Genomic DNA, 25,126 nt, shown 5'->3' on the forward strand with positions numbered 1-25,126 from the left:
CTTCACCGCTCCTGTTCACCAGCTTTGCGCTCAGCGACGGCGCGCAGTATCGCGGCGAATGCGACGGGGTCTTCGGCACAACTCGTGTGGCCCGTATCAAGAACATGCAATGTCGCTCCCGATATGGCGCCGGCCAGTTCTTCCGCATGCGCCAGAGTTCGGGCCACGTCGTGCTTCCCGTGCACGACGGCGACCGGGATGGCCGGCAATTGTCCCAGCAGCGGAAGCAGGTCGGTTTCCATCTGACTGCGGATTGCCGCCGCGACGGCGCTGCTTCGAATGCGACCGGGATATCCGAGTACCTCGTCAAGCAGTGCGCCCGACGGCGGCGTGTAAAAGCAACGTGCGGCAAACGCACGCCACATCGAATCTCCCCAATCCTCCTCGATGCGCCTGACGATGGCCGAAGCATCGCCATGGCCTTTCGTGTTTGCTCCACTATTAGCCAGAACAAGGCCGCTGATGCGCACATCCGGTCGCCGGCTCGCCGCAAGAGTCGCGATGACCGACAGCGGAGTGCCGAGAGAGTGTCCGACGAGGATAACGTTGCCTTCGCCGGCGATGGCGTCGACGATACGGTTTGCAATCGAATGCAGGTCGAACGGACCCTCGTCTTCCATCCACGCCAAAGCAAATGCATTGAGGCCAGCTTCCGAGGCAGTTCTCGCGTAGACGAGCGGACTGCACATTGCGCCGGGTAGACACACCAGTGTCGGTGAATCCGATCGACCTGTAGTTAAGGGGACAACGCGCATTCTGAAATTGGTGAGAGTTGAGACGGAGAACGGTAGCCAATTCTAAGTCGCCGCCGGCATTGCTGCACGGCGAACGTGACAAAACGCGCCAGCGGTGCCGCTCCCACACGCGTTATTGCTGTGCGTGCTTCGCCGCATCTTCGATCACCGCCGCAACTTCTTTCGGACGCGACTCATAAACCGAATGGCTCGCGCCCGCCAATACCGTGGTATGGCTATGCGCACGTTGGTAATAGAAGCGCTCGAGATCCGGGTTGATGATCTTGTCGTCCGCTGCCACGATGCCCCAACTCGGCTTGGTGGTCCAGGCCGCGACCGTCATCGGTGCGGAAAAGACTTTCGCCGCCGTGAGGATCTGTGAGCGGGCTTCGAATTGCGCCTGCTTCAGCGGCAGGTCGGCCGCAAAATCTTTCGGAAAATCCGCAGGATTCAGGTAGGTATAGCCGTCATCCGTTTTCTTGATGGCACCCGCCTGCTGCGACGTATAGCTGGGCATTTTCTTGCCCAGATCGCTCTCGTCTTCGCCGACCGCCGGCGCATGTGCCGCGACGTACACGAGACCTGCCACCTTCGGATCGACGCCTGCTTCCGTAATTACGGAGCCGCCGTAGCTGTGCGCCACGAGAATGGCGGGGCCGTCCTGCAGATCGATTGTGCGCTTTGCCGCGGCGACGTCATCGTCGAGCGAGGTCAGCGGCTCCTGCACCATCGTGACGTGATAGCCGTCTTTAGTGAGGATGTCGTAGACCGGCTTCCAGCCCGATCCGTCGACCCATGCGCCATGAACCAGAACAATATTTTTGATCGGCGTCGTGGCAGGTTGGACATCTTGCGCCATGACGTTCGTGGAGACGAACACTGAAGCCGACAAGGCGAGAACCGATGCTGCGAAGGGCAAAATTTTCATGATGAAACTCACTTGATAAGAATAGAGGTATGAGAGATAGCTGGCTTGATGTGCGATTCACTCGTCGATCAAGCCGCCTACTTCTGCGAATCGAATTGAATGGGATTCCGCGCATCGGCGTAACGCGCGCGGAATCCGCCATGCGTCACTTAGCTACCGAAGTAAAGGTTGCAGAAGCTAACCGGCCCAACGCAGTTCGAGGACATCGCCATATGCGCTGGCGCACCCGATGCAGAAGTACCGTTCTGTGCGACACCGCCAAAAGCTTGCGTGCTCAGCGGCTGATCGTTCTGTGCCGCGACCTTTGCTTCGGCCGCCTGGATATCAGCCGGATAGTCGACGTCGCCGCCGCGTGCCGGGTTGTACCCTGCGTGTTCGACACGAACCAGATCGGCCCGCACTTCTGCGCGCGTCAACGGAGCATTCGACTGGGCGAAACTGAGAACCGGAGCACCAAGGGTGACAACGGCGAGAGCGAGACCAGCAAGAATCTTCGACATGATTAAAACTCCATAAGTAAATTCAGGGTGCCAGGCCACACGAGCGGCTAGCGGTACGGGATGAAAACCAATCAGCAGATCACGACGATTCGTTATCGCCGAACACTGCTTTAATTTAATTGGATTCCTAACTTAACAACACTTCATTGTCGCGACTGGATGTGAGATCAATCTCGTTACTCTCGTATCCGGCAGCGGCTCAATATCTCTGCTTCTGTCTACATGAAGGCGAACACCGGACTTCGGTGTTTATTCCAGGCTCCATTCAAATTGCCCGAAAAGTTTTGTTCGCATCCCGGTCATGCCTGACTGAGCAGGACCGGCATCAATTTCTTGCGACAGGCAAATATTCGCCCGGTCGGGTCTGCGTCTCCAGCGGTTTGCGACCAATCGACTCCACGCGGCGTGAAATGCATCAGACCGGTCGCGAAATGCGCCGGGCTGCGTCGCCGCTCCATGCGGCACATCCTGCGAAATCCGGCTGTGCGCCTTTCAGAATGGCGAAACTGTGTTCTCTAGAGGCCTGGAGCGTCGAAAATGCTCTAGCACCCTTTGATGCGAGCCGCTCCCAAAAGGGAAAATAGGGAAAATAGGGAAAAAGAATCAAATCGGTCATGGCGACACTACGAGGTACGATGCACGCAGCCGGCGATGTTTACGGAGAACCCGCAGGGAGAGCCATTTCGTAATTGAATTGGAAGCTTTCTGTGATGGCGCGCGAGGAACCTGGGGACGCATACGGTTCGCACCTTCCCAGCGTCGATTCGCGAACATCGCCGCCATTTCGTCGCAATGCACTGGCGACCGGTCGCGCCCGCGCTGAAGATAGCGGCATGGCAGTTCACTTCGCCCTCACCCTGGATTCCGACCGACGATGCCGCCCATGCCTTCCATTCAGATACTCGCCCGACGGCTCTGGCGCCCTCTCAGAGTCACCGTATTGACGACCATCGGCTGCGCGTGGCTTTACAGCACGATCTACCGTGAGTCGTTCGCCAAAGATCTCGTCTATGCGCTGGTCGTCGTCTGCCTGACGCAGACGCTGATCGCCGCCGGTCGCCACGGCCTGGCGTTCTGGCTGCGCAGGCGTTATCCCGACAATCTCGATGCCCGGCGCAACTGGCCAGGCTGGGGCCTGATGGCGCCGTGGGTGATCGTCTCGGTGGTCATCGGCTACCTTGCGGGCGTGACGCTCGTCGACCTGCTGACCCAGACACCGCACACGCCGATCGTCATCGAACCGAATCTGCGCACACTGCTTCTGAGCGTGACGGTCGCCGTGGTGCCCGCAATCTGCATCACCTACTTTTTCTATGCGCGCAGCAGGATGGCGTCGATGGAAACGCGCACGCAGGCGGCGTTGCGCAGTGCCGCCGAGAATCAGCTCAAGCTGCTGGAGGCGCAACTCGAGCCGCACATGCTGTTCAACACGCTCGCGAATCTGCGCGTGCTGATCGGCAGCGACCCGTTGCGCGCGCAAGGCATGCTCGATCATCTGATCGCTTATCTGCGCGCCACGCTCGCGGCGTCGCGCTCGGGCTCGCACCCGCTGGCGTCGGAATTCGAACGCATTTCCGACTATCTCCAGTTGATGCAGATCCGCATGGGCAGCCGTCTGCATATTCAACTGGACCTGCCCGCAAGTCTCGCCGATGCCCCCCTGCCACCGCTACTGCTGCAGCCGCTGGTCGAAAACGCGATCAAGCACGGGCTCGAACCGAAAGTGCGCGGCGGCCGCGTGCATGTCGCCGCGACACGCGGTCCCGGCACGCTGACGCTAAGCGTGCGCGACACCGGCGTCGGCCTCGACGCACGGCCCGAACATGGCGCGCGCTTCGGCTTGCAGCAGGTTCGCGAGCGGCTCGCGACGCTGTACGGCGCGGCCGGCCACCTCGACCTTTCGCCCGCCGCCGACGACGAAGGCGGCACGCTCGTCACCGTCACCCTGCCCTATTCCCGATCTTCCACGCCATGAAAATCACCGCATTGATTGCCGAAGACGAACCGCTACTCGCAGCTAACCTGCAAGCCGAGTTACTGAAGTTGTGGCCTGAATTGCACATTGTCGCGAGCGTCGGCGATGGCGAAACCGCGGTCGAATCCGCGTTGGGCGTACAGCCCGACGTGATGTTCCTCGACATCCGGATGCCCGGCATGACGGGCCTCGAATGCGCTCAGGCGCTCGCCGAAGACTGGCCCGCGCATGGCAGGCATTTTCCGTTGATCGTGTTCGTGACCGCTTACGACGAGTACGCCCTTCAGGCCTTCGAACGGGCCGCGTTCGACTATGTTCTGAAACCGGTGCAACCCGAGCGGCTTGCAAAGACGTGCGCGCGGCTCAAGGCGCGTCTCGCGGACGACAACGCGCCGCCACCGGACGAGGCGTCGCTCGGCAAGGTGGTCGATCAGATGCGCGAACTGCTGGCTGCCGGACGCCGCGACACGACGCCCCCGCCGGTTATCAGCACGCCGTTACGCGTGATTCAGGCTAGCGCCGGCAACACGATCACGATGGTCCCGGTCGACGAGGTCTGCTACTTCGAAGCTGCCGACAAATATGTTCGGGTCGTCACGGCGAACCGTGAGCACCTGATACGAATGTCGTTGCGCGAGCTGCTACAACAACTCGATTCGCAACGCTTCTGGCAGATTCATCGCGGCACGATCGTGCGATGCGACGCTATCGATACCGCCGAGCGCGACGAGGCCGGAAAGCTCACGCTGACCCTGCGCGGCAATCCCGCGCGACTGGTCGTGAGCCGGGTGTACGCTGAACTGTTCAGGGGAATGTGACGCAGTGACGGTCGGCTTTGCTCAATCGACCGGTCGGTTCAGCACGATCGACTGCGCGTGCCGAACAAGCCATATTGACAATTTCCGTTCGCGCCTGGGAAGGGGTATGAGCAACCGCGCCTCGCGACTCCCATCCCAGGCAGCCGCACCTTTATTGGACCGACTTCTCCGCCGCCTGCTCGATCAGTTTCGCAACTTCGCGAGGATGCGACATGTACGCGACGTGGCTCGAATCGAGTTCGATGGTGGTGCTGCCGGCGCGTTTCGTCATGTACCGTTCGAGATCGGGATTGATTGCGCGATCGGCGGTCGCAACGACGGCCCAGCTCGGTTTGGTTCTCCATGCGGCTGTAGAAACCGGGGTGCCGAAGGATGCCGCAGCGGGCATGACCTGGGCCGTGGACATGAACGCGGCCTCGGCAGCCGGCAAATCGGCCGCGAAATCGGCATGGAAGTGTGCCGCGTCGAGATAGAGGAAGCCGTCGGCGGTCGCCTTGATCGCCGTGGACGCCGACGGGATCTTTTTGGCCAGATCCATCGGGCTTTCGCCTGAATCCGGCTGGAACGCAGCAACATAAACCAGTCCTGCGACCTTGGCATCGTTGCCCGCCTCCGTGATCACAGCGCCACCGTAACTATGACCCACGAGAATCGATGGCCCGTTCTGGGAATCGACGACGCGGGTGGTCGCCTTAACATCGTCGGCGAAAGATGTTTCGGGTTCCTGCACAACCGACACGTTGTAGCCGTCGTGCGTCAAAATTTTCGCGACTTTCTGCCATCCCGAGCCATCGGCGAAATAGCCGTGCACGAGAACGACGTTCTTCACAGGCGCTGCTACTGCTGCAGCAGAGCCGAACACGGCAGCGGAGAGGGCAAGTGCGGCGGCCACGCGGCCGAGTTTCGAAGCGGTTTTCATGGTTAATCTCCCGTTATTTCAGTTTGAGTGCGGCCACGGCGTGACCGCTGTCGTTTGCGTGTCAATCAAAGATGCGCTTTGAACCAGTCGGCTGCGGCGCGTGATGCGTTTTCGAACTCGCTCAGGTAGGGGTCGAAATGCCCTCCCTTGATCATGAGCAACTGCTTCGGCTGCAACGCGTTTTCGTAGGCTTGGAGCGCGAGGTCGGTCGCTGCCGTGTGATCGTGTTCAGCGACCACCATCAGCAACGGCGTCGGCGATACGCGCCGGATGAATTCCCCCGGCGAGTACATCCGGGCCCATCGGGTCGAACGCAGCGTGACGCGGTTTTCCCACACGCCTTCGGGTACGGGTTGCAGGTAAAAGCTCACGACGTCCGCTGCCTGATAGGTCGAAGGACGGCTCGCGTCTTCGCTTACGATCTGCTGGGTCGCCGGTGCTTCGCCGCGAAGTTGCGCACGTTCGTCCGCATCAAAGCGGGCCTCCAGGGCCGCAACGGCATCGGGCGTGATGCGCCGCAGACTCGCCGCATGGCCGTCGATCGTCGGCACCTGCGACACGATCGCTTTGAGCCGCCTGTCGGTGGCGCCGAGCACGATCGCGTGGCCACCGGCATAACTGGTTCCCCACAGTCCGATGCGTGCTTCGTCCACTTCGGGCCGGGTCTGCAAGTACGAAATCGCGCGACGCCAGTCGGTGATCTGCTGCCACGGGTTGATGTCCTGCCGCGGTTGGCCGCCGCTATCGCCGAATCCGCGGTGATCGTGCAACAGCACCACGAATCCTGCTTCGGCGAAGAACGTGGCCATCTTTTCGATGCCGTGATAGCGCGTGCCGCCGTAGCCGTGAGCCATGGTGATGGCGGGCAGCGGTGCACTACGCTGCTCCGGTACGAACAGCCATGCAGCCAGTTCGATACCACCCTCGACGGGGAAGCGAATGTCCTGTTTGCTAAATGTCATGATGTCCTCGTTCGATTCAGTCGTTAGTCAGTTGGCCCAGCAGGCGGGCGAGATCCATTTCGGCGTCGCGGGTCTGAAAGCCGCGCTTGATAGCGTCCTGAATCCGCTTCTGCACGCCCGGTTCACGAACGCCTTCGCCGAAGAGATCCGAGTCGCGGCGAAAGTCCTCGATCGGGGCGAGCGCGATTGCATTGACACGGCGCTTCACGGCGACGTGGCCGCTGCCCGGAAACTGTGCGATCCGATGAGCCAGCGACCGGACGAAGTCATCCAGCGCGGCCGCCGGCAACGCGCGGTTGATCCAGCCGTAGCGTTCGGCCAGCTCGGCGTTGTAGTCGTCGGCGCTCAACATGACTTCGAGAGCGCGCGAGCGGCCCATCAGTCGCACCAGGTGCTGCGCACCGCCGCCGCCGGGAACGACGCCGAAGGCGGCCTCCATCTGCGCGAAGATCGCCGTCTCTGTGGCCGCGAAACACATGTCGCATCCCATGACGAATTCGCTGCCGGCGCCGCGCACGCGGCCTTCGACCTGCGCAATGCTCACCAGGCGGCTTTCGCTGAGGTAGCGAAACAGCACCGCGATGGACGCCTCGCCGGTCAATTTCGCGGCTTCGTCCCGATAGGCCTTGATCTGCCCAACGTCGACGTGAGGGATGAAAAAGTCGGGGTCGGCACTTTTGAAGACGATCACGCGGATCGCCTCGTCGGCCTCTGCTTCGGAGACAAACGACACCAGATCGCGAACGAGTTCCGGTCCGAGAAGGTTCATGGGCGGGGCCATGATGGTTGCGAACAGCACGGCGCCTTCGCGCTGAACCGTGAGGGTTTTCATATCCATGGAACGCCTCTGCAGGAAAGTGAAAGGATTAGGCGCGGCGTCGATCGCCGCGCTCCGGGCCGTTCGAACAACATCAGCCCGGCTTGGGACAAAATTTATCCCCTTCCGAATTCGACGAATAGACGGTAAATTCGGGAGGCGTCCTTCCATAGGAGAGAGGCTTGGACCGACTTGAAGCAATGACCATCCTGCTGGCCGCCGTGGACCACGGCAGCCTTTCCGCGGCGAGCCGCCAACTGGGGATTCCGCTGGCGACCGTCAGCCGGCGCGTGGCCGAGCTGGAGGCGCATCTGAAAATCCGGCTGCTGCTACGCAGTAGCCGCGGGCTCGCGCTGACCGACGCGGGCCGCGCCTATGCAGATTCATGCCGTCGCATCATCGAAGACCTCGCCGATGTCGAGCGCACGGCCACGGGCGAATATCACGCGCCTCAGGGCGAACTGGTGATTGGCCTGCCGCTGGTGATGGGACGGATTCACGGGCTGCCGGTGATTGCGGAGTTTTTGCGCGCGTACCCGGACATCCGCGCGCGGGTTCAACTGACCGACAGGAATGTGAGCCTGCTCGACGAGCATGTCGACGTGACGCTGCGCACCGGCGAGTTGCCGGACAGCAGCATGATTGCGGTGCGAGTCGGACAGGTGCGCCAGGTGCTCTGCGCGAGCCCCGACTATCTGGCTGCCCGGGGCACCCCCGCCACGCCTGCTGACCTCGCGTCCCATCACTGCGTGGGATATGAGGGAGTGGCTATCGGCACGAAGTGGGACTTCCGCCGTGACGGCGCGTTGCACAGCATTGCGGTGGCCTGGCGGATGATGGTCAATTCCATCGAGGGCGCCGTCGTGGCTGCCGAACAAGGCGCCGGTATCGCGCGGGTGCTGTCGTACCAGATCGATCAGCAGGTGAAGACGGGCTCGCTGGTGACGCTGCTCGATGAATATGAACTGGGCACCTCGCCGGTGACCTTGATCTATCCAGGGCAACGTCAGGTGCCGCTCAAGTTGCGGGTCTTTCTGGACTTTGCGGCCCCGAGGTTGAAGGCGCGACTCGCCGGATAGCCGGTGCGGCCGGCAGTCGTGACGGCGGTTTTCCTCAGCGCCTGGGTCGCGAAAACAGGTTGACCAGATTCCCATCGGGATCGCGCAGCAACAGTGAACGATTACCCCACGGCATCAATGTCGGGACCATTGCGATGTTCGTCCCGAAGGCATTCATCCGTTCGAAAATTGCGTCGACGTCCTCCACCTCCAGCTCCAGAATCGCAGAGTGATTTGCGGCTGCGGTGGCAGCACCGGCATTGAAAAGCTCGACAAGACGCTCGGACGAGATCGCCAGCGTTGCGCCTTCGAATCGCAATTCGGCAAAGCCGTCGGCCGGACGTGCAGCCTCGATGCCGGAAAGCCTCTGATAGAACTCGATGAGCCTGTCGAGATCCCGCGTAACAATACGAACCGATGCAAACTTCATTTGAGCTCCTCGCCAGTAAAAAGAAGCTCAGTCTAATGATCGATACTGTCAGTTTCTGGCAGTATGGTGCGACTGGCTGCACCATTGAGGGCACGCCACTCACGAAGCAGGGTCGAGCGTCTTTTGGGGTAACGCTGTTCCAGCTGCTCGACATTCGAGATCCGGTCCGAACGGAAATTTCGAAAAGCCGCCCGATGCTCGCACCAGCACATCAGCACCCTGGCCTGGTCGAAATACACCAACGCAAAGGGCCAAACTACACGTTGCGTGTGGATACCGCTGCCGTCCACGTAACTAATATTCAGCTTTTGCTCTGCCCGGACTGCAGCACGTAGAAGGTCCGGCGAGACTGTGTGGACAGGTCTCTTCAACGGCGCGCCAACCAGCAGCGACGACTCCTCCAGCTCGCGACGCAGTTCAGCGGGCAGGACGGCGGCGATCTTCGCAAGCGTGCTCAGCGCACCGGCCGATAGCGTCCTGTCGCAGCGATCAGCCACCCAGCGCATACCGAGAACCAGAGCGTCGAGTTCTTCTGAGCGGAACATCATTGGCGGCAGCATGAAACCCGGTTTCATCACGTAGCCAATGCCCGGCTCCCCCTCGATCATTGCCCCTTGCGCCTGCAAACTGGCAATGTCCCGATACAGCGTGCGGATACTCACACCGAGTTCGTCGGCCAAAGCTTGACCGCTTACGGGACGGCGATAACGGCGTAGCACTTGCAGCAGATGAAGGAGACGTTCGGAGCGGGACATACGTGAATCCTGATATCGACACTGGATTGAATCGACGAGGTTGTCGGTTATTCCGATCCGGGTGAGGGGATGGTGGTTAGTCGGACATTGTATTGATGATTCGCTCGCTGCTGACGACGGCAGCCTGGCGCACACGGTGACGAGCGAGGTGCCTGAGGCGAAGATGTGTGAGGCTCACACTAGCGCCGTGACGGCATGTGATCGAACAATTCACATCGGTGTTTCGTTCAAGCCGCGTTACCGGAATGCTGCGGCTCGCAGCAGTAGCCCTTGATGTCCTGCATCGGCCCCAGGTGGTTTCGTTAGAATGTCTCCAATCCTTAATTGGATCCATAACCGGAGACAAACATGCCAGGCTTACTTCCCGATGTCGACCCCGATGGACTTCTCGAATATTCAGTCGTCTACACCGACCGATCAATCAATCACATGTCGCAGCGCTTCCAGGGCGTCATGCGCGATATTTCCGATTCGCTGAAAAAGGTCTACAACGCGAACTCGGCCATTGTCGTCCCCGGCAGCGGGACGTTCGGCATGGAAGCCGTCGCCCGGCAGTTCGCAACGAACAGGAAGTGTCTTGTGATCCGCAATGGCTGGTTCAGCTTTCGCTGGTCGCAGATTTTCGACATGGGCGACATTCCGTCTGAATCGATCGTGCTGAAAGCCCGCCCCGTCGAACCAGGGAGACAGGCCGCCTATGCACCGCCGCCGATCGAAGAGGTGGTCGCCGCGATCACGGAAACAAAACCGGATCTGGTCTTCGCGCCGCATGTCGAAACCGCATCGGGAATCATGCTCCCCGACGCCTATTTGCGCGCAGTGGCCGACGCCGTGCACGCCGTCGGCGGCATGTTTGTACTGGATTGCGTAGCCTCGGGCACGGTCTGGGTCGACATGCAAGCGAGCGGCGTTGACGTCCTGATCACCGCGCCGCAAAAGGGATGGAGTGCATCACCGTGCTGCGGGTTGGTCATGCTCAGCCCGCTTGCCCGCAAAAAAATCGACGATACCACCAGCACCAGTTTTGCCTGCGACCTTCGCAAGTGGCTGCAGATCATGGAAGCCTACGAGAACGGCGGCTTCGCCTACCATGCAACGATGCCAACGGACGGTCTCGCGACGTTGCGCGACGTCATCAAGGAAACCGAAGCATATGGCTTCGATAAAGTGAGAGCGGAGCAGCTTGAACTCGGCAAGCGGGTTCGCTCACTTCTCGCGGAACACGGCATCAGAAGCGTGGCGGCCGAAGGTTTCGAGGCACCGGGTGTCGTCGTCAGCTATACGGACGATGACGGAATTCGATCCGGCAAGAAGTTCGCCGAGGCCGGTTTGCAGATCGCGGCTGGCGTTCCGCTTCAGTGCGACGAGCCTGACGATTTCAGGACCTTCCGCATCGGGTTATTCGGCCTGGACAAACTGCATGACGTTGAAGGTGCGGTGGCCAGGCTCGCGAAAGCACTGGACAGTATCGTCTGAAGCGTTATTTCTGTTTGCGGAAGCGCGTGCCGCTTGTCATCGCGGAACCCGGCATCTGACGGACACGCTGTGCGCGGCGCGTCCTTCCAGCAGCGCCTTGCTGCATCGAAGGACTCGTCGTGATTAAACGAGCGATACGGCGTCCTGCTCGCCTTCTGCGTGCGAGCGCGCAAACGCCGGACTCAGCGTCGGCCAGCGCAGATAACTGCGGTCGAGCGCGGCAATGTCGCTGCAACCGAGCAAGCCCAACGCGCGATCGACCTCGGTTTGCAAAATCTGCAGCGCACGCGCCGCGCCGGGCTGGCCGCCAGCACTTAAACCGTAAGTCGTCGCCCGGCCGAGCAGCACCGCATCGGCACCTAACGCCACGGCCTTCAGGATGTCCGTGCCGCGTCGAAATCCGCCATCGAGCATCACACTGAGCCTGCCGCGCACCTGGTCGACGACGTCCGGCAGCACGTCCATCGCGGACACCGCGCCGTCCAGTTGCCGCCCGCCGTGGTTCGACAGCACGATCCCGTCGACGCCCGCCTCGACCGCCCGCACCGCATCCTGCGCGCCGAGCACGCCCTTGACGATCAACCGGTTCGGCCACAGATCGCGCAGCCAGCGGATGTCGTCCCACGACAGCGAGGGGTCCAGCTGCTGGCCCAACGTGATCGACGCGCCCTTCACGCTGTTCTGCCCCGGCGGCAACAGGTCGCCGAGATTCGCGAAGCGCGGCATTCCGCTGGGCCACAGCACGTTGCTCATCCAGCGCGGATGGCGCAGCACGTCGAATTTATTGCGCCAGTCGAGCATCAGCGGCTTGATGTAGTTGCGCAGATCCCATTCGCGCTTGCCGAACACCGCGCTGTCCGTCGTGACGACCAGTGCCTCGATACCCGCCGCCTGCGAGCGTTGCGCGAGTTTCGCGAGGAACTCGCGCGTGCGATACATGTAGACCTGCATCCACACGCGACCGCCCGCGCGGCGCACGACATCCTCCAGCGCGACCGTCGACACGTTGCTCAGCACGAACGGAACACCGGCCGCGGCCGCCGCGCTCGCGAGCTTCACATCGCCCTCGCGAAACATCAGTCCGCTGTAGCCGGTCGGGCCGATCATGAACGGCGACGCAATGCGCTGACCGAACAGCATCCGGCTCTGGTTACGATGTTCGACATTGACGAGCGTGCGCGGCAGGAACGCGATTTCATTGAATACGTTGCGATTGCGGCCCAGCGTCGCCTCGTCCTCCGCGCCGCCTTCGACGTACTCGAAACAGAAATTGGGCAGCCGCCTGCGCGCCATCGCGCGTAGATCGTCGATGCTGTGCGCGCGGTTCACGTCACGGCCGGAATAAAGGCGGCGTTTCAATGCAATTCTCCTGTTCTATCTGTCCGTTTATCACATGCCGTTCTCAGGTCACGACGCCGACCTGCCAGGGCACGAATTCGCTTTGTCCATAGCCATGCAGTTCGCTCTTCGAGCGCGTGCCGGACGCGCAGTCGAGCATCATGCGGAAGATCGCTTCGCCCAGTTCGTCGATGCTCGCGGTCCCGTCGACAACGCCGCCGCAGTTGAGGTCGATATCGTCCTCCTGACGTTCCCACAGCGCGGTGTTGGTCGCGAGCTTCAGCGACGGCGACGGCGCGCAACCGTAGGCGGAGCCTCGTCCTGTCGTGAAGCAGATCAGATTGGCGCCCGAAGCGACCTGACCGGTCGCGGACACCGGGTCGTAGCCCGGCGAGTCCATGAACACGAAGCCTTTGGCATTGATCGGCTGCGCGTATTCGTACACTTCGACGAGGTTCGTCGTGCCGCCCTTCGCCACCGCGCCGAGCGATTTTTCGAGGATCGTCGTCAAGCCGCCCGCCTTGTTGCCGGCCGACGGGTTGTTGTCGAGCGCGCCGCCGTTGCGCGTGCAATAGTCCTGCCACCACTGGATTCGTGCGAGCAGCTTGTCGCCGACGGCCTGGCTCGCCGCACGGCGCGTCAGCAAATGCTCGGCACCGTAGATTTCGGGCGTTTCCGAAAGAATCGCGGTGCCTCCGTGCCGCACCAGCCGGTCCACCGCAGCGCCGAGCGCGGGATTCGCGGAGATCCCCGAATAGCCGTCCGAGCCGCCGCACTGCAAGCCGACGCACAGATGCGACGCGGGCACCGGCTCGCGTTGGACGCGGTTTGCATCGGCGAGCATCTCTTTCACCATCTCGATGCCGCGGTCGATCGTCTTGCGGGTGCCGCCGCTGTCCTGAATCGTAAAACTGCGCAGTTTCAACTTGCTGCCGGCCGGGCCGGCAGCGTCGAGCACGCCGTCGATCTGGTTCGTCTCGCAACCGAGACCGACGAACAACACCGATGCAAAGTTCGGATGCACCGCGTAGCCCGCCAGCGTGCGACGCAACACGGCGATGCCCTCACCCAGCGTGTCGATCCCGCAGCCGAGCCCGTGAGTCAGTGCGACGACGCCGTCCACGTTCGGAAAGTCGGCCAGCGCTTCGGGACGCACGTCGCGCCTGAAGTGATCGGCAATTGCGCGCGCGACTGTCGCGGAGCAGTTCACACTGGTCAGGATGCCGATGTAATTACGCGTGGCTACACGCCCGTCATCGCGGCGAATGCCCATGAAATGCGCGGGCTCGTCGACGTAGTCGGTCGGATGGGTATCGACGCCAAACGCATGTTCCCGCGCAAACTCGGACATGCCGAGATTGTGAACGTGCACATGCTGCCCACGCGCGATCGCTTCGCGCGCAACGCCGATGATCTGGTTATAACGTTTGACCGCCTCGCCCTTCGCGATGTCGCGGGTCGCGACCTTGTGGCCGGGCGGAACGAGGCCGGTCACCACCAGTTGTTCCGCGTCGATACGCGTGCCCGGCATCAACTGCCGGGTCGCGATGATCACATCGTCGTTCGGATGCAGGCGAATCACCGTGGGCGCGCTGCCAGTTTGAGTCAACATGAAAAATGCCTCGAAGGTCGGAATGAGTGGCGATGCATCAGATCGCCGAGCCGGCGCGCGCCGGCACTTTGCCCGTATCGGGTGCGATCGGCAGCGGCTCGATGCGGCCCACGATCACGAGATAGCTGAACGCGCCGAGAAAGCAGAAGCCGCCGGCGACGACGAGCGGAATCGTGAACGAGCCTTTGCTCATCGCGACCATCACACCGGTGAAAGTCGTGATGACGATGCCGGCGAGGTTCGACGCAAAGTTCTGAATGCCGCCGATCGACGCGACATGGTCCGGCGTCGGTGCGACATCGGCCGGCAGCGACCAGATGCTGGCCGCAGCGAACGCGAGACTGCCGTAAGCGATGCCGAAGAAAGCGAGCATCAGGTAGATGTCCGACGTGAATGCCGACAATGTAATCACCGACGACAGCAGCATGCCGCCGACCATGCAGGTCTTGCGGGCAGCCGTCAGACTCCAGCCGCGCCGGAACAGTGCGTCCGATACATAGCCGCCGAGCCAGCCGCCCGGTATTGAAATCAGCGCCGGGATCATCCCGAGCGTGCCGAGCGATTTCAGCGAGAAGCCGCGCGTCTGCACGAGATAGCTCGGAAACCACGTGATGAAGAAATAGATCACGAAGTTCAGGCAAAAGAAGCCGAGCATCATGCCCCACAGTGTGCGGTGACGAAACAGCGAGCCCCATGTCACGCGATTGCGTTCTTCTTTCGCGCGCGACGCGGCTGCGGCGGCTGTCGCGCTATTCGGCTCGACGGGCTGCGGGTTCCGGTAAATCACGAACCAGCCGAGAATCCACACCAGGCCAAGCAGGCCGGTCACGACGAACGCCGCTTTCCAGCCGACCGAGCTGATGATCAGCGCGACGACCGGAATCGACAGGGCGGAGCCGACCCGCGAACCGCTATCGAAGATGCTGGTCGCAATCGCGCGCTCCTTGACGGGGAACCACTGACTCACGAGCTTCGTGCACGACGGATACGCGCCCGCCTCGCCGACGCCCAGCAGCAGCCGGCAGCCGAACATCCCGGCGACGCTGCTGGTCACCGCGGTCATCGCGGTGAACACGGACCACCAGCCGACCGCTAGCGGCAACGCGATACGCGCGCCGACGCGATCGACGAACCAGCCGAACGGCATCTGCATCAACGCGTAGGTCCAGAAAAAGCCGCTCAGGATGAAGCCCATTTCGGCTGGCCCGATGCCCAGCGCTTTTTCGATCTGCGGCGCGGCGACCGCAAGATTCGCACGATCGATGTAATTCACCGCGATAGCCAGAAAGCACAGAAAGATCACCACCCAACGCATCTTGCGCATCACTCGTCTCCTCCGTTTCCGGCATCTGTCGTATTGATGTATCGGTCCAGCCCGATGCCTGGCAGGCGGACTCCGTGGCACCGCTTCGTGTCAGCCGAGCGCCGCCTTGAGCCGCGGCTGCGCGATGGCCAGCCCCAGTTCTCGCGCCAGCTCGATCACCGGCCTGAAGCGCCGCTCTTTCTTCTGCTCATGATTGCGGGCGATATCGGCGAGTCGATGATCGAGGAACGGGTTTTCGAAGCGCTCGCGTACGTCGTCGAGATATGCGCGTGCTTCGTTGCCGTGGCCGAGCGCATCGAAGACCGGCAGTACCTCGTCGCGCCAAAGCGTTTCGAGACCGTCGCGCAGCACCGGATCGCGCATCGCATGCACTACGTTTTCGTCCGCCGCGCGGGCATCGGCCTGCCAGCGCTCGGCGAGCCAGGTGTGGCCGAGATTCAGCAGAAGCAGCTTCAGGCGCTCGTAGCGCGGCAGGTCGTCGGTGACGGTCATCGCTTCGTGCTCGCACGGCAACACCATGCCCGCGCGCCGCTCGATCGCCCACAACGCGTAAGGCTCGGCGTAAGCGCCAATCGGTTGAATCGGCTCGGACACTATGCGGTCCACCAGCGAATTCACCCAGATGCACGTGTGCTCGATATAGCTGACAAAAGCGGGACCGGTTCCCCAATCGCGCGCAAGTTGAGCCACGAGCGAGCGCAGCGTATCGCCGTTACGCGATACGAGTTCGCATGGCATCAATGTCAGCGGCGCGGCTCCGGCGTCGAAGCGTGCGTGCAGCAGCACCACGAGCTTCGCCGCGAAGCCGCGCGGCACCCGCGCTGCGTCTTGCAGCAACTCGGCGGTGTCGTCGGCGAAACACTCGTAGCCGCGGTCGCCGGTGTTCGAGATCACCGTGCGCGCGTGGCGCGCAAAGCGTTCGACGACCATCGGCCAGTCGGTGTCGGCGTTCAGCGCCTCGCTGATCGCATGACATTGCGTCGTCGTGTCGATCACCTCTTTGCGGCGCACGCCGCGAATCCGCACGTCGTAATGGCTCGACTCGCGCAGAGCCGCGATACGCGCGACGCTTTCCGGGTTGGCCGTGGTCTGCACGACCGTCACGTGCCCGAGTGCGCGGCCGGCCGCGAGCGCTTCGGAGACGAACAGGTCGGCGTGCGCCTGCAGAAAGCGGCTCGTGCCGAACTGGAGAATCGGGTTGCCCGTCGTCATCGCTCTTTTCTCCTCGCTCAGCACGCGACGAGCGCCTTGATGACGCCCGCATCCGGATCGAGAAGACGTGGGAATTCGGCCGGCAGATTGCCGAGTTCGAGTACGTGCGTGTTCAGCGCGGCGGTCGGGATCTTGCCCGCGCGCATCGCATCCAGCACGGTTTCGAAATCGGCGACCGTCGCGTTGCGACTCGCCAGCAAGGTCGTTTCGCGCTTGTGAAATTCGGGGTCGGCGAATGAAATGCGGTCACTGACGATCGAGATCAGGATGTACTTGCCGCCGTGCGCGACGAACTGCAGGCCGCGCTCCATCGCCTTGACGTTGCCCGTTGCGTCGAACACCGCGTCGAAAAACTCGTTGTTGGTCAGGCTTGCGAGTTGCGCCGCATCGGTTCCCGCGGCGGTGGTGTCGAGCAGCACCGTGTGATCCGCGTGCAACTCGTTCGCGCATACCGCGAGCCGGTCGGACCGGCCGTCGAGCACGCTGACCTCCGCGCCGCGCAGCTTCGCGAAGATGATCGCGGCCATCCCGATCGGCCCGGCGCCGACGACCAGCACGCGCTCACCGGACTGCACGTCCGCGCGGCGAACCGCGTGCGCGCCGATCGCGAGGAACTCGATCATCGCGGCCTCGTCGAGCGTGACGCCTGCGGCGCTGAAGACGAAGTCTTGCGGCACCGCCAGATATTCGGCCATCCCGCCGTCGGTATGGACGCCCAGCACGCGAATGTTCATGCAGCAGTTGCTCTTGCCCTTGCGGCAGGCAATGCAGTGCCCGCACGACAGATACGGCATCACATACACCTGGTCGCCCGCCTTCACGCGCGCTCCCTCCGGCGCGGCTTCAACGATGCCGGCCAGTTCATGGCCCATCACGCGCGGATAAGCGAGGTACGGCTGATTGCCTGTGAAGATGTGCAGATCGGTGCCGCAAACGCCGACCCGCTTGATGCGGATCAGCACGTCGTCGGGACCGGCGCTCGGCATCGCGCGCTCGGCAACGGCCAGCCGGCCGGGTTGTTCGCAAATGACGGTCTTCATCGATGGTGGTTGGGGACGTGGGGTGGAAGCGGTCGACGCGACGGACACAGCCGTGCGCCGCATTTGTCTGGCCTTACCATCTGGCCTTACCAGTTCGCCAAATTAAAATGCCAGTCGATATTGGTCAAGCCAATTTTAGGTATATTCGGGAAATCCCCGGGACGCGCGGAAGGCATCGACGGCTCGCTATTGCGCCGAGCCGCGCTGTTTGCGGGCGGCCTGCTTCGATCTACAATCGGCGCTCGCAACCATTGCGCCTGACCGCGCCATCTCGCCAGGAACGCTTGTGAACGACAAACCCGCGGACCCTCGCCGCCTGTATCTGCAGATCGCGGAAAAGCTGCGCGGTCTGATCGCGCAACCGGATTTCGCACCGAACGGCCGCTTGCCTTCGGAGCGCGCGCTCGCGGCGACGCTCGCGGTGTCGCGGCCGTCGGTCCGCGAGGCGCTGGTCGCGCTCGAACTGGAGGGGCTGGTTGAAATTCGCATGGGCTCCGGCGTCTACGTGTGCGCAACGCCGCAGACTCACGGCGAGGCATCGCTGTCGCACGCCGAACTCGGCGACAGCCTGCTCGACATCATGGGCGCGCGCTGCGTGATCGAAGGTTCGATCGCCGCGAGCGTCGCGCCTTTTTGCAAAGCGAAGGACCTGAAGCTACTGCGTGAGTTGTTCAACGAGATGCAGCGCGAAGTCGCCGCGGGGAAAATCCCGGTCGCTGCCGACCGCGCCTTCCATCTCGCGATCGCGCAGATGAGCGGCAACGAGGTGCTGGTGCGTACCGTCAGTACGCTTTTCGACGCGCGGCACAGTCCGCTGTCGGAAAAGCTGCGCGGACATTTCGAGAACGAGAGCACATGGGGCGCGGTCCCGGATGAGCATCTGGTGATCCTCGAAGCGCTCGAGGCGCATGACCCTATCCAGGCTCAGGCGAGCATGCAGCGCCATCTGAAGATGTCGCTGGAACGGGTCATCGCGGGCGGCCTGCGCAGCGCACAGCCGCGCTGACGATACGGCGGATGCACGCGAGTGCCGGGTGCCTGCGCGTCGTGAAGTCTTCGTCTTTCAGACGCGCGGAAGCTGCGCACGATTTATCTTCTGTGCACATCTGCTTGTCGATGTTCATCAATTGTCTTGACCCGCGCTGAACAGTCAATCGGTTGTCCTATGCTTGACACGTTGCCGTCGCACTCACGCACCGGTACTCGCCGCGTCTTCCGCGTCGCGTAGATCGGCCAGCGGCAACCTCATGCGCACGAGACGGACGATTTCCGGGAGTACGTCTGCACGCTCCGCAAGCTCGACAATTCGCGCGAGGATTTCACGCAAACTAGTCGTGTCGGCCAAGACTTCTGCGCGCAGATGGATGTCGAACGCATCAATCATGTGCTGTGCTCTCTGGACACCATTCGTCGATATCGCGACCTGCATTTGAGCGCACCGATCCGCGAGCGCTTGATAGCCGAACACAGCCAGCGCCCCCCGCAGCGAATGCAGTTCCGCCAGTACCCGTGCCGCTCCATCGGTATCGCGTGACGCCGCATGGAGCACCCCCAGCGACCTCTCGCACGAGCGCAGAAACGCCGCTCGCACGTGCTCCGGCACGTCCCGCCCGCCAAGGACGCCATCACGCGGACCTTCGGGACCCGCCGCTTCCGCCGCCATGCGCGGCACCCCGCTCACCTCCGACAGCGTCGTCAGCAGATCATCCAGTTGCAGCGGCTTGGTCACCACCCGCGTGATCCCCGCCGCCTCGCACCGCGTGCGCTCCTCCAGCGTCGCGCTCGCCGTCGCCGCCACGATCGGCATCTCCGGCCAGCGCGCCCGCGCCTCGCGCGCCAGTCCGTAGCCATCCAGCACCGGCATCGCCAGATCCGTCACCAGCACGTCGAAACGCTCCTGCGACAGACACGCCAGCGCTTCCTGCCCGTCCTGCGCCGACCGCACCTCGCAATCCAGCAGCTTCAACTGCTCCTCGAACAGCTGCCGGTTCACCTCGTTGTCTTCCGCCACCAGCACTTTCAACCGGCGCGACAACACCCCCTGCGCCTCATGGCCCACCTCCAGCGGCTCGGCCTGCAACGTGTAGCGCAGCGCCGCCTCCAGCCCCTTCAGCCCGTAGCCAGAGACCCTCACCACCCGGCCCGTCGCCACAGGTGTCGCCGGGCCTTCCGGACTGCAGTCGATCACCCACGACGACTCTTCCACCAGACGCGCCTCATCATCAGCATGCCAGGTATTGCGCTCGCCACACAGGATCAGCGTGTCCGCCTCCTCCAGCATCGCCTGATCGAGTTGCGCCGGATGCCGGTACGCCTGCACCTGCAGCCCCCAGCCCTCCAGCGCCGCCACCGCATACGCGTGCCATGCTGGTGATGCCGCCACGAACAGCACCCGTTCCCCCGCGAATTGCGCCCCGGGCGCGCCCGGCTCGCTTCCACAATCCCCCTGCGGCACCCGCACCGTAAAGACACTGCCCTCGCCTGGCTCACTGCGCACCGCGATCGTGCCGCCCATCGCCTCCGTCAGCCGCGCGCACAACGCCAGCCCCAGACCGGTCCCCCCAAAGCGCCGGCTGATCGTTGCGTCGGCCTGGCTGAACGCCTGGAACAGCAACGCCTGCTGTCCGGCAGACATCCCGATCCCGCTGTCTTCCACCTCGATCACCAGCTCGCTGCCCTCAGCGCCCTGAGCGCCCTGACCCGCCTGCACCGACAGCTGCACCGACAGCCGCAGCGTCACCTCGCCGCGCTCCGTAAACTTGATCGCATTCGACAGCAGATTGTTCATCACCTGGCCAAGCCGGGTCGGGTCGCCCTGCATCGGCTGCGTCGTCGACGTGCCGAACTCCCCCCACAGCCTCAACCCCTTCGCCCGCGCCACCGGCTCGAACATCCTCAGCACCCGCGCGGCCACCGCCTGCGCGTCGAACACGAGCCGCTCCAGCGTCATCTCCCCGGCCTCGATCTTCGAAAAATCCAGTACGTCGCTGACGATCGCAAGCAGACCATCCGACGAACTCCGGATGGTCTTGAGCCGGTCCTGCTGCAACGCATCAAGCGGCGTGTGCGACAGCAACTCCAGATTTCCCATTAGCGCGTTCATCGGCGTGCGGATCTCATGGCTCATCGCCGCCAGAAACGCCGATTTCGCCGCGTTAGCCTTGTCGGCCGCCCATTTCGCCTCCCGCCACTGCCGCTCCAGACGCCGTTCCGCGGTCACATCCGTGAATGCCGTCACCAGCACGTCATGGCCCTGATAGCGCGCCGGCACCACGCTTACCGAGAGGTCCACCGTCCCGCCTTCGCGCGTGGGCAGAGTCACTTCCTCCCGGGTCACGCCTTGCTCCGCGGATGCCCCGCTGCGCGGTCCGTAACGCCGGACCAGCTCCTCCGACAGGGTTCGGGCCGGCACGGCTATCTGTTCGGTCGCCTTGATCATCGCCGAACTGCGCAGCAGCGGTTCGCCGTTCTGCACCGCGATCAAACCCAGCCCGACCGGCGCGGTCTCCACCAGCGTACGACTCAGGTGCTCGCTCTCGAAGACCCGACGCGAGCGCTCAAGAACCGGACGGAATATGTGGCGATTGAAATAGATTAAAAGTGTCCATATCACCACGACTATCGTCATGATGATCAGCGCACTGATACCAATCTGCGCGCCAATTCCCGCGAAGACGTCGCGCCATGTGACTGCGTAGACCAGCACCCAGCCCGTATCGCCCAAACGATCAGAGATCGTGAATACGCCGTCGCGCCAGATTTCGCGCCGCGCCTTCTCGCTCGTCTGCTCAATGCCCAACGTCCGCATGCGTTCAATCAGTGCGGGATTCACCTTAGGCCCGGCTGTGCTCGCTACGACTTCCCCCGCGTCCGACACGACCATATAGGTACCGTCAAAACCACCTTCGCCCAGAGGCGAAGTCAGGATCTCCGGGCCATACTCCGTCACCAGCATCGCAAACGGCGCCCCGGCGTGAAACGCTGGCGCGGCGATACGGATCGCCATCGCCCCTGTCAGCGGACTGACGGCAGGCGGCATCCAGGACACCAATCGCGGTTGATCGAGTTGCCTGCCCGCATGAATCGCACTCAAAATATCGAGCCCGTCGCCCAAGGCCGCGAGCAGAAGCTCACGCTCGGCGGGCGTCCCAGGAGTCAACGCCTGTTGAGACGAAGGCAAAGTCAGAATTCCGGCGATATTGCGCTGCGCGCCATAGAAATAGCGGGTGGCCTGCCGTCCGCGCACCAGCGAATTTACTGCGCTGACACGCCCGAGTTGTGCGGCAAGCCCGAAATATTGACGCAACTCGTCGTTCGACGGTGAATTGTTAGGCATGCCGAACAGCAAGCGATGCTGTGGCGTATGGGAAAGTGTCAGCGGATACGTCAGTTCATATCCCTGCTTGCGATAGCGTTCTACGAGTCCGGGTGCAGCCCGCTCTCCCTCTAGCCACGTCTGTTCCGCGCCGACCAGCGCGGAGCGGAACAATTCTTCGCTAGCGTTGATTTCGTCCATGACCTGGGTTCGGCCGACGATGAAAGTCTGCCGCTCCAGAGCAAGGTACTCGCGCACCGTCGACAACGATGCAAGTGCAAACGCCAAAAGCATCATGAGCGTGGAGGCCACTCCGCCGCCGAACACAAGGAGTCTCTTGTAGCGGTGCAACTGACTCAAGACATCTTGTTGCGAGCTGGACAACATGGAGACACCAGGTTCATTTCCGTGAATTGGCAGCGCGCTAGATATGCCGCGGGCACGGCGCACTGGATAAAGCTCATTATCACGGCGAGAACGCGGCCTCACGCAAATAAGCGCTACGAATCGGACGCATACGACAAAAATTCAGCGGCTATCGGACCAGTCAAAAATTCAACCATTTCTTCGAAGTTGTGTCCTGGTTGGCGACCGTATTTTCAGTTGAGCCAGTTTCAGGTAAATTCAGGACACATCCAGCTCGCCGTCGCGCCCCGAGTCATCTAATTTTCGCGGAGGTTTGCATGAGCAAATTGAAAATTCGCCTCGTGCTCGCCGACGACCACCCCGCATTGATTTCAGGCATCAAGCATGATCTTTCCATAGTGCCTACGCTGGAAGTCATGGGCACAGCAGGGGACTCCGGTGAACTTGTCAAGCTGCTCAGGAGCGTTCCTTGTGATGTCCTCATTACCGATTACGCGATGCCCGGTGGCGAGTTTGGAGATGGCTTGACGCTTCTTTCCTATCTCAGGCGAACCTATCCGGCACTCAAAATCGTGGTCTTCACGACCATCGAGAACCCCGCTATCGCCCGCGAAATGTCGAAACTTGGGGTGCATTCGGTGTTGAGCAAAGCGCATGACACAAGCCACTTGATCTCCGCGATTCATGCGGTCTACGCGGGCGCCACGTACTTTCGTGCGGCATCGCGCGGAGCCGAAGACGCTGTTCCCGCAGCCCCGCTTTCAAGAAACGTTCGCGTACAAACCCTTAGCACACGTGAGACAGAAGTCATTCGACTTTTTGTGTCAGGGCTGTCAATAAATGAAATAGCCGAGCGACTGCATCGCACCAAACAGACAATCAGTGCCCAAAAGACTCGCGCCATGCGAAAACTCGGCATCGATCGGGACGCCGATCTATTTCGTTTTGCATTCGAAGTGGGACTCGGGGTAACAACCGATGGGTCGCAGCCGGAAGGCTGATTGGACTAGTCGTCACGTTTGTGCCTGCGCGGCTCGGTCGCGCTCGCGTGGCAATTTGATTCGCATCCGGATCTCGATGCCGCGCGACGAAGCTTTCCGAACCGGGCAGGTCGTCATGGAGTTTTCCCGCATGCGCAGCCAGCTTGCCCAGCATCAGGGACGAGCGGGTACACCTGGTAGTACCGTCGAATGAAAATGCTTCGCGTTCAGTTCCAGTGGTAACGCAAGCCGCTTGTCACAGTCAGGAAGGTCATGAAAATGGCCAAAAGCCGGCGCCGCAAATAATCGAAGCCCGCCCCTCGAACACGGATATTGTTCGAAAAAAGCCCGGTCGCCCGAAAGGCGCGCAACGGGTTGACGGCCAGAACGGAGGCATTGCACCAGCGCGCCTCTTCTAGCGAACAGACCTCGCCATCAAATCGTCGAGCAGCGCGACATAAGCGGCCACCAGTTGCCGGTTGTCCGGAAGATACCGCGCAATCTCCATGCGTTGCCGCTCGCGATACCACGACGCCTGCGCGTCGTGCGTGTCGATCACTTCAATCACGCGGCGCGCGCCATCTTGCGCGTCGTTGTCCGCGTAGTAGTAGCCGAGATCCGCGCAAAGATGCGCGTTGTGCACGAGAGCGTAACCCTGCCAGCACACCTCGAGATAGAAATAGTTGAGCGGGTTTTCCAGTTGATGCGAGATAACAATATCCGTGTTTTGCGCCAAAAAAAGCGGTGTTTCATGACGGCCCAAAAAAACCGCTTTATGCGCGCGCACGATATCGAGCTGGTTCATCAGCGCGACGAAGTCGAGGCTGTCACGCGCGATCTGATCGGCGTTGGTCACCTGCAGAATGGCGATGCTGTCCGGCCGCTGACGATATGCCAGCTCCGCGATGAGCGCCGGGTACAGGCAAAACTTCACGACGTTGATGTTCGGCTCCATCACGCTCAGGCGCTTTGCGCCTTCTCGCGGCCGGTACTCGCCTTCATCCGGCATGTCCTTGACGCGCTCATCGAGAAACATCGGACTCCAGACAAATGGCACAACCCGCCCCGTTATCCGGCGCAAGACCTCGAAGTACGAGCGGCTGATATTCGCGACCTGCGGAATGATCCAGATATCGTCATAGCGCTGGTTGACGAACAGATGCTCGCCCCACATCGGCTTGCGGAACAGCACCGACTCCATCGCATTAACATACTCGACGCCACAGCAATACGACACGAGCCGCACGCCACGCAGTTTGAGGTACGCAGTCTGCATCGGGTCAATCTGGCCGCCGAGTTCGATCAGTACGTCGATGGCGTCTTTGGCTGCATCGAAGGACAACGTCGGAAAGCGCGCCTGATCCCACGGCAACGCCGCCGTAATCGGCACCTGCGTCGTGTTGACCAGCACGACTCCAGCCACTTGCGGACAATGCCGCAAGGCTTCGGCGAGAAATGCGGCATTCTGTTTTATCCCATTGTTCCACAACGTTTCGGCCTCCTGATGGAGCCCTATTGTGATGCCGATGCGTAGTCCGTTCATGGTTAGCCGATCTGGATCATGGAG

21 protein-coding genes are annotated in these 25,126 nt (G+C 62.0%); 6 read left to right on the top strand and 15 right to left on the bottom strand.

What is annotated here, in order from left to right:
• Window positions 1-2 precede the first annotated feature (2 nt).
• The 3 genes from ABH945_RS27180 to ABH945_RS27190 form a co-directional block, all read right to left on the bottom strand.
• Window positions 3-755 carry an alpha/beta fold hydrolase gene (locus ABH945_RS27180; RefSeq protein WP_429252589.1) on the bottom strand — a complete coding sequence of 251 codons (753 nt, stop codon included), beginning with the start codon at window positions 753-755 and terminating at the stop codon, window positions 3-5.
• 112 nt (window positions 756-867) lie between these two features.
• Entirely contained in the window at window positions 868-1,662 is a 795-nt protein-coding gene (locus ABH945_RS27185; protein WP_429252590.1) for an alpha/beta hydrolase, read from the bottom strand.
• Between the two features lie 149 nt (window positions 1,663-1,811).
• Window positions 1,812-2,162: a DUF4148 domain-containing protein gene (locus ABH945_RS27190; RefSeq protein ID WP_429252591.1), complete on the bottom strand. Its 351-nt coding sequence runs from the start codon at window positions 2,160-2,162 to the stop codon at window positions 1,812-1,814.
• An 883-nt stretch (window positions 2,163-3,045) separates the two neighbouring features.
• Here ABH945_RS27190 and ABH945_RS27195 point away from each other — a divergent pair.
• Complete coding sequence (locus ABH945_RS27195; RefSeq protein ID WP_429252592.1) at window positions 3,046-4,137, top strand: sensor histidine kinase; 1,092 nt, start codon at window positions 3,046-3,048, stop codon at window positions 4,135-4,137.
• Entirely contained in the window at window positions 4,134-4,955 is an 822-nt protein-coding gene (locus ABH945_RS27200) for a LytR/AlgR family response regulator transcription factor (protein ID WP_429252593.1), read from the top strand. Before ABH945_RS27195 ends, ABH945_RS27200 begins: the two co-directional genes overlap by 4 nt.
• 151 nt (window positions 4,956-5,106) lie before the next feature.
• On the opposite strand, the gene ABH945_RS27205 is transcribed toward ABH945_RS27200, so the two are convergent.
• From ABH945_RS27205 to ABH945_RS27215, 3 genes are all read right to left on the bottom strand, one after another.
• Window positions 5,107-5,874: an alpha/beta hydrolase gene (locus ABH945_RS27205; RefSeq protein WP_429252594.1), complete on the bottom strand. Its 768-nt coding sequence runs from the start codon at window positions 5,872-5,874 to the stop codon at window positions 5,107-5,109.
• 65 nt (window positions 5,875-5,939) lie between these two features.
• On the bottom strand, window positions 5,940-6,836 hold the full coding sequence (locus ABH945_RS27210; protein ID WP_429252595.1) for an alpha/beta fold hydrolase: 897 nt from the start codon (window positions 6,834-6,836) through the stop codon (window positions 5,940-5,942).
• 16 nt (window positions 6,837-6,852) lie between these two features.
• Window positions 6,853-7,674, bottom strand: a complete 822-nt coding sequence (locus tag ABH945_RS27215; RefSeq protein WP_429252596.1) for an enoyl-CoA hydratase/isomerase family protein — start codon at window positions 7,672-7,674, stop codon at window positions 6,853-6,855.
• Window positions 7,675-7,835: 161 nt separating this feature from the next.
• On the opposite strand from ABH945_RS27215, the gene ABH945_RS27220 reads away from it, so the two are divergent.
• Window positions 7,836-8,732 (top strand): LysR family transcriptional regulator, encoded by an 897-nt coding sequence (locus ABH945_RS27220; protein ID WP_074767135.1) that lies wholly within the window; start codon window positions 7,836-7,838, stop codon window positions 8,730-8,732.
• Between the two features lie 34 nt (window positions 8,733-8,766).
• Here ABH945_RS27220 and ABH945_RS27225 read toward each other — a convergent pair whose 3' ends face one another.
• Window positions 8,767-9,141: a VOC family protein gene (locus tag ABH945_RS27225; protein WP_429252597.1), complete on the bottom strand. Its 375-nt coding sequence runs from the start codon at window positions 9,139-9,141 to the stop codon at window positions 8,767-8,769.
• Between the two features lie 32 nt (window positions 9,142-9,173).
• The gene (locus ABH945_RS27230) at window positions 9,174-9,896 is read right to left on the bottom strand and encodes a helix-turn-helix transcriptional regulator (protein ID WP_429252598.1); all 723 of its coding nucleotides are present in this window, start codon (window positions 9,894-9,896) and stop codon (window positions 9,174-9,176) included.
• 348 nt (window positions 9,897-10,244) lie between these two features.
• On the opposite strand from ABH945_RS27230, the gene ABH945_RS27235 reads away from it, so the two are divergent.
• The gene (locus tag ABH945_RS27235) at window positions 10,245-11,372 is read left to right on the top strand and encodes an aminotransferase class V-fold PLP-dependent enzyme (RefSeq protein ID WP_429252599.1); all 1,128 of its coding nucleotides are present in this window, start codon (window positions 10,245-10,247) and stop codon (window positions 11,370-11,372) included.
• A 123-nt stretch (window positions 11,373-11,495) separates the two neighbouring features.
• On the opposite strand, the gene ABH945_RS27240 is transcribed toward ABH945_RS27235, so the two are convergent.
• The 5 genes from ABH945_RS27240 to ABH945_RS27260 all read right to left on the bottom strand — a co-directional run bounded on the left by ABH945_RS27240 (window position 11,496) and on the right by ABH945_RS27260 (window position 17,898).
• Window positions 11,496-12,731: an alpha-hydroxy acid oxidase gene (locus tag ABH945_RS27240; RefSeq protein WP_429252600.1), complete on the bottom strand. Its 1,236-nt coding sequence runs from the start codon at window positions 12,729-12,731 to the stop codon at window positions 11,496-11,498.
• A gap of 43 nt (window positions 12,732-12,774) precedes the next feature.
• Window positions 12,775-14,322: a UxaA family hydrolase gene (locus ABH945_RS27245; RefSeq protein ID WP_429252601.1), complete on the bottom strand. Its 1,548-nt coding sequence runs from the start codon at window positions 14,320-14,322 to the stop codon at window positions 12,775-12,777.
• Window positions 14,323-14,359: 37 nt separating this feature from the next.
• On the bottom strand, window positions 14,360-15,646 hold the full coding sequence (locus tag ABH945_RS27250) for an MFS transporter (RefSeq protein WP_074767123.1): 1,287 nt from the start codon (window positions 15,644-15,646) through the stop codon (window positions 14,360-14,362).
• Window positions 15,647-15,736: 90 nt separating this feature from the next.
• The gene (locus ABH945_RS27255) at window positions 15,737-16,858 is read right to left on the bottom strand and encodes a mannitol dehydrogenase family protein (RefSeq protein ID WP_429252602.1); all 1,122 of its coding nucleotides are present in this window, start codon (window positions 16,856-16,858) and stop codon (window positions 15,737-15,739) included.
• A 17-nt stretch (window positions 16,859-16,875) separates the two neighbouring features.
• Complete coding sequence (locus ABH945_RS27260; protein WP_429252603.1) at window positions 16,876-17,898, bottom strand: zinc-binding alcohol dehydrogenase family protein; 1,023 nt, start codon at window positions 17,896-17,898, stop codon at window positions 16,876-16,878.
• A gap of 286 nt (window positions 17,899-18,184) precedes the next feature.
• Here ABH945_RS27260 and ABH945_RS27265 point away from each other — a divergent pair, with 286 nt between their 5' ends.
• Window positions 18,185-18,904: a FadR/GntR family transcriptional regulator gene (locus ABH945_RS27265; protein ID WP_429252604.1), complete on the top strand. Its 720-nt coding sequence runs from the start codon at window positions 18,185-18,187 to the stop codon at window positions 18,902-18,904.
• A gap of 183 nt (window positions 18,905-19,087) precedes the next feature.
• Here the strand turns inward: ABH945_RS27265 and ABH945_RS27270 are convergent, their stop codons facing one another.
• A complete protein-coding gene (locus tag ABH945_RS27270; protein WP_429252605.1) occupies window positions 19,088-22,600 on the bottom strand; it encodes an ATP-binding protein in 3,513 nt (1,170 codons plus the stop codon).
• A 296-nt stretch (window positions 22,601-22,896) separates the two neighbouring features.
• Between ABH945_RS27270 and ABH945_RS27275 the strand changes: the two genes are divergently transcribed.
• Window positions 22,897-23,580 carry a response regulator transcription factor gene (locus ABH945_RS27275; RefSeq protein WP_083380005.1) on the top strand — a complete coding sequence of 228 codons (684 nt, stop codon included), beginning with the start codon at window positions 22,897-22,899 and terminating at the stop codon, window positions 23,578-23,580.
• A 394-nt stretch (window positions 23,581-23,974) separates the two neighbouring features.
• Here ABH945_RS27275 and ABH945_RS27280 read toward each other — a convergent pair whose 3' ends face one another.
• On the bottom strand, window positions 23,975-25,102 hold the full coding sequence (locus tag ABH945_RS27280) for a DUF2827 domain-containing protein (RefSeq protein ID WP_429252606.1): 1,128 nt from the start codon (window positions 25,100-25,102) through the stop codon (window positions 23,975-23,977).
• Window positions 25,103-25,126 lie beyond the last annotated feature (24 nt).

It is taken from the genome of Paraburkholderia sp. GAS333 (assembly GCF_050435665.1).
GTDB lineage: Bacteria > Pseudomonadota > Gammaproteobacteria > Burkholderiales > Burkholderiaceae > Paraburkholderia > Paraburkholderia fungorum_A.

Coding starts and splice junctions, on each gene's coding strand:
- ABH945_RS27200 (WP_429252593.1), top strand. CDS start 4,134: ATGAAAATCACCGCATTGATTGCCGAAGACGAACCGCTACTCGCAGCT.
- ABH945_RS27185 (WP_429252590.1), bottom strand. CDS start 1,662: ATGAAAATTTTGCCCTTCGCAGCATCGGTTCTCGCCTTGTCGGCTTCA.
- ABH945_RS27275 (WP_083380005.1), top strand. CDS start 22,897: ATGAGCAAATTGAAAATTCGCCTCGTGCTCGCCGACGACCACCCCGCA.
- ABH945_RS27250 (WP_074767123.1), bottom strand. CDS start 15,646: ATGCGCAAGATGCGTTGGGTGGTGATCTTTCTGTGCTTTCTGGCTATC.
- ABH945_RS27260 (WP_429252603.1), bottom strand. CDS start 17,898: ATGAAGACCGTCATTTGCGAACAACCCGGCCGGCTGGCCGTTGCCGAG.
- ABH945_RS27205 (WP_429252594.1), bottom strand. CDS start 5,874: ATGAAAACCGCTTCGAAACTCGGCCGCGTGGCCGCCGCACTTGCCCTC.
- ABH945_RS27210 (WP_429252595.1), bottom strand. CDS start 6,836: ATGACATTTAGCAAACAGGACATTCGCTTCCCCGTCGAGGGTGGTATC.
- ABH945_RS27255 (WP_429252602.1), bottom strand. CDS start 16,858: ATGACGACGGGCAACCCGATTCTCCAGTTCGGCACGAGCCGCTTTCTG.
- ABH945_RS27190 (WP_429252591.1), bottom strand. CDS start 2,162: ATGTCGAAGATTCTTGCTGGTCTCGCTCTCGCCGTTGTCACCCTTGGT.
- ABH945_RS27230 (WP_429252598.1), bottom strand. CDS start 9,896: ATGTCCCGCTCCGAACGTCTCCTTCATCTGCTGCAAGTGCTACGCCGT.
- ABH945_RS27235 (WP_429252599.1), top strand. CDS start 10,245: ATGCCAGGCTTACTTCCCGATGTCGACCCCGATGGACTTCTCGAATAT.
- ABH945_RS27180 (WP_429252589.1), bottom strand. CDS start 755: ATGCGCGTTGTCCCCTTAACTACAGGTCGATCGGATTCACCGACACTG.
- ABH945_RS27280 (WP_429252606.1), bottom strand. CDS start 25,102: ATGAACGGACTACGCATCGGCATCACAATAGGGCTCCATCAGGAGGCC.
- ABH945_RS27225 (WP_429252597.1), bottom strand. CDS start 9,141: ATGAAGTTTGCATCGGTTCGTATTGTTACGCGGGATCTCGACAGGCTC.
- ABH945_RS27245 (WP_429252601.1), bottom strand. CDS start 14,322: ATGTTGACTCAAACTGGCAGCGCGCCCACGGTGATTCGCCTGCATCCG.
- ABH945_RS27215 (WP_429252596.1), bottom strand. CDS start 7,674: ATGGATATGAAAACCCTCACGGTTCAGCGCGAAGGCGCCGTGCTGTTC.
- ABH945_RS27270 (WP_429252605.1), bottom strand. CDS start 22,600: ATGTTGTCCAGCTCGCAACAAGATGTCTTGAGTCAGTTGCACCGCTAC.
- ABH945_RS27195 (WP_429252592.1), top strand. CDS start 3,046: ATGCCTTCCATTCAGATACTCGCCCGACGGCTCTGGCGCCCTCTCAGA.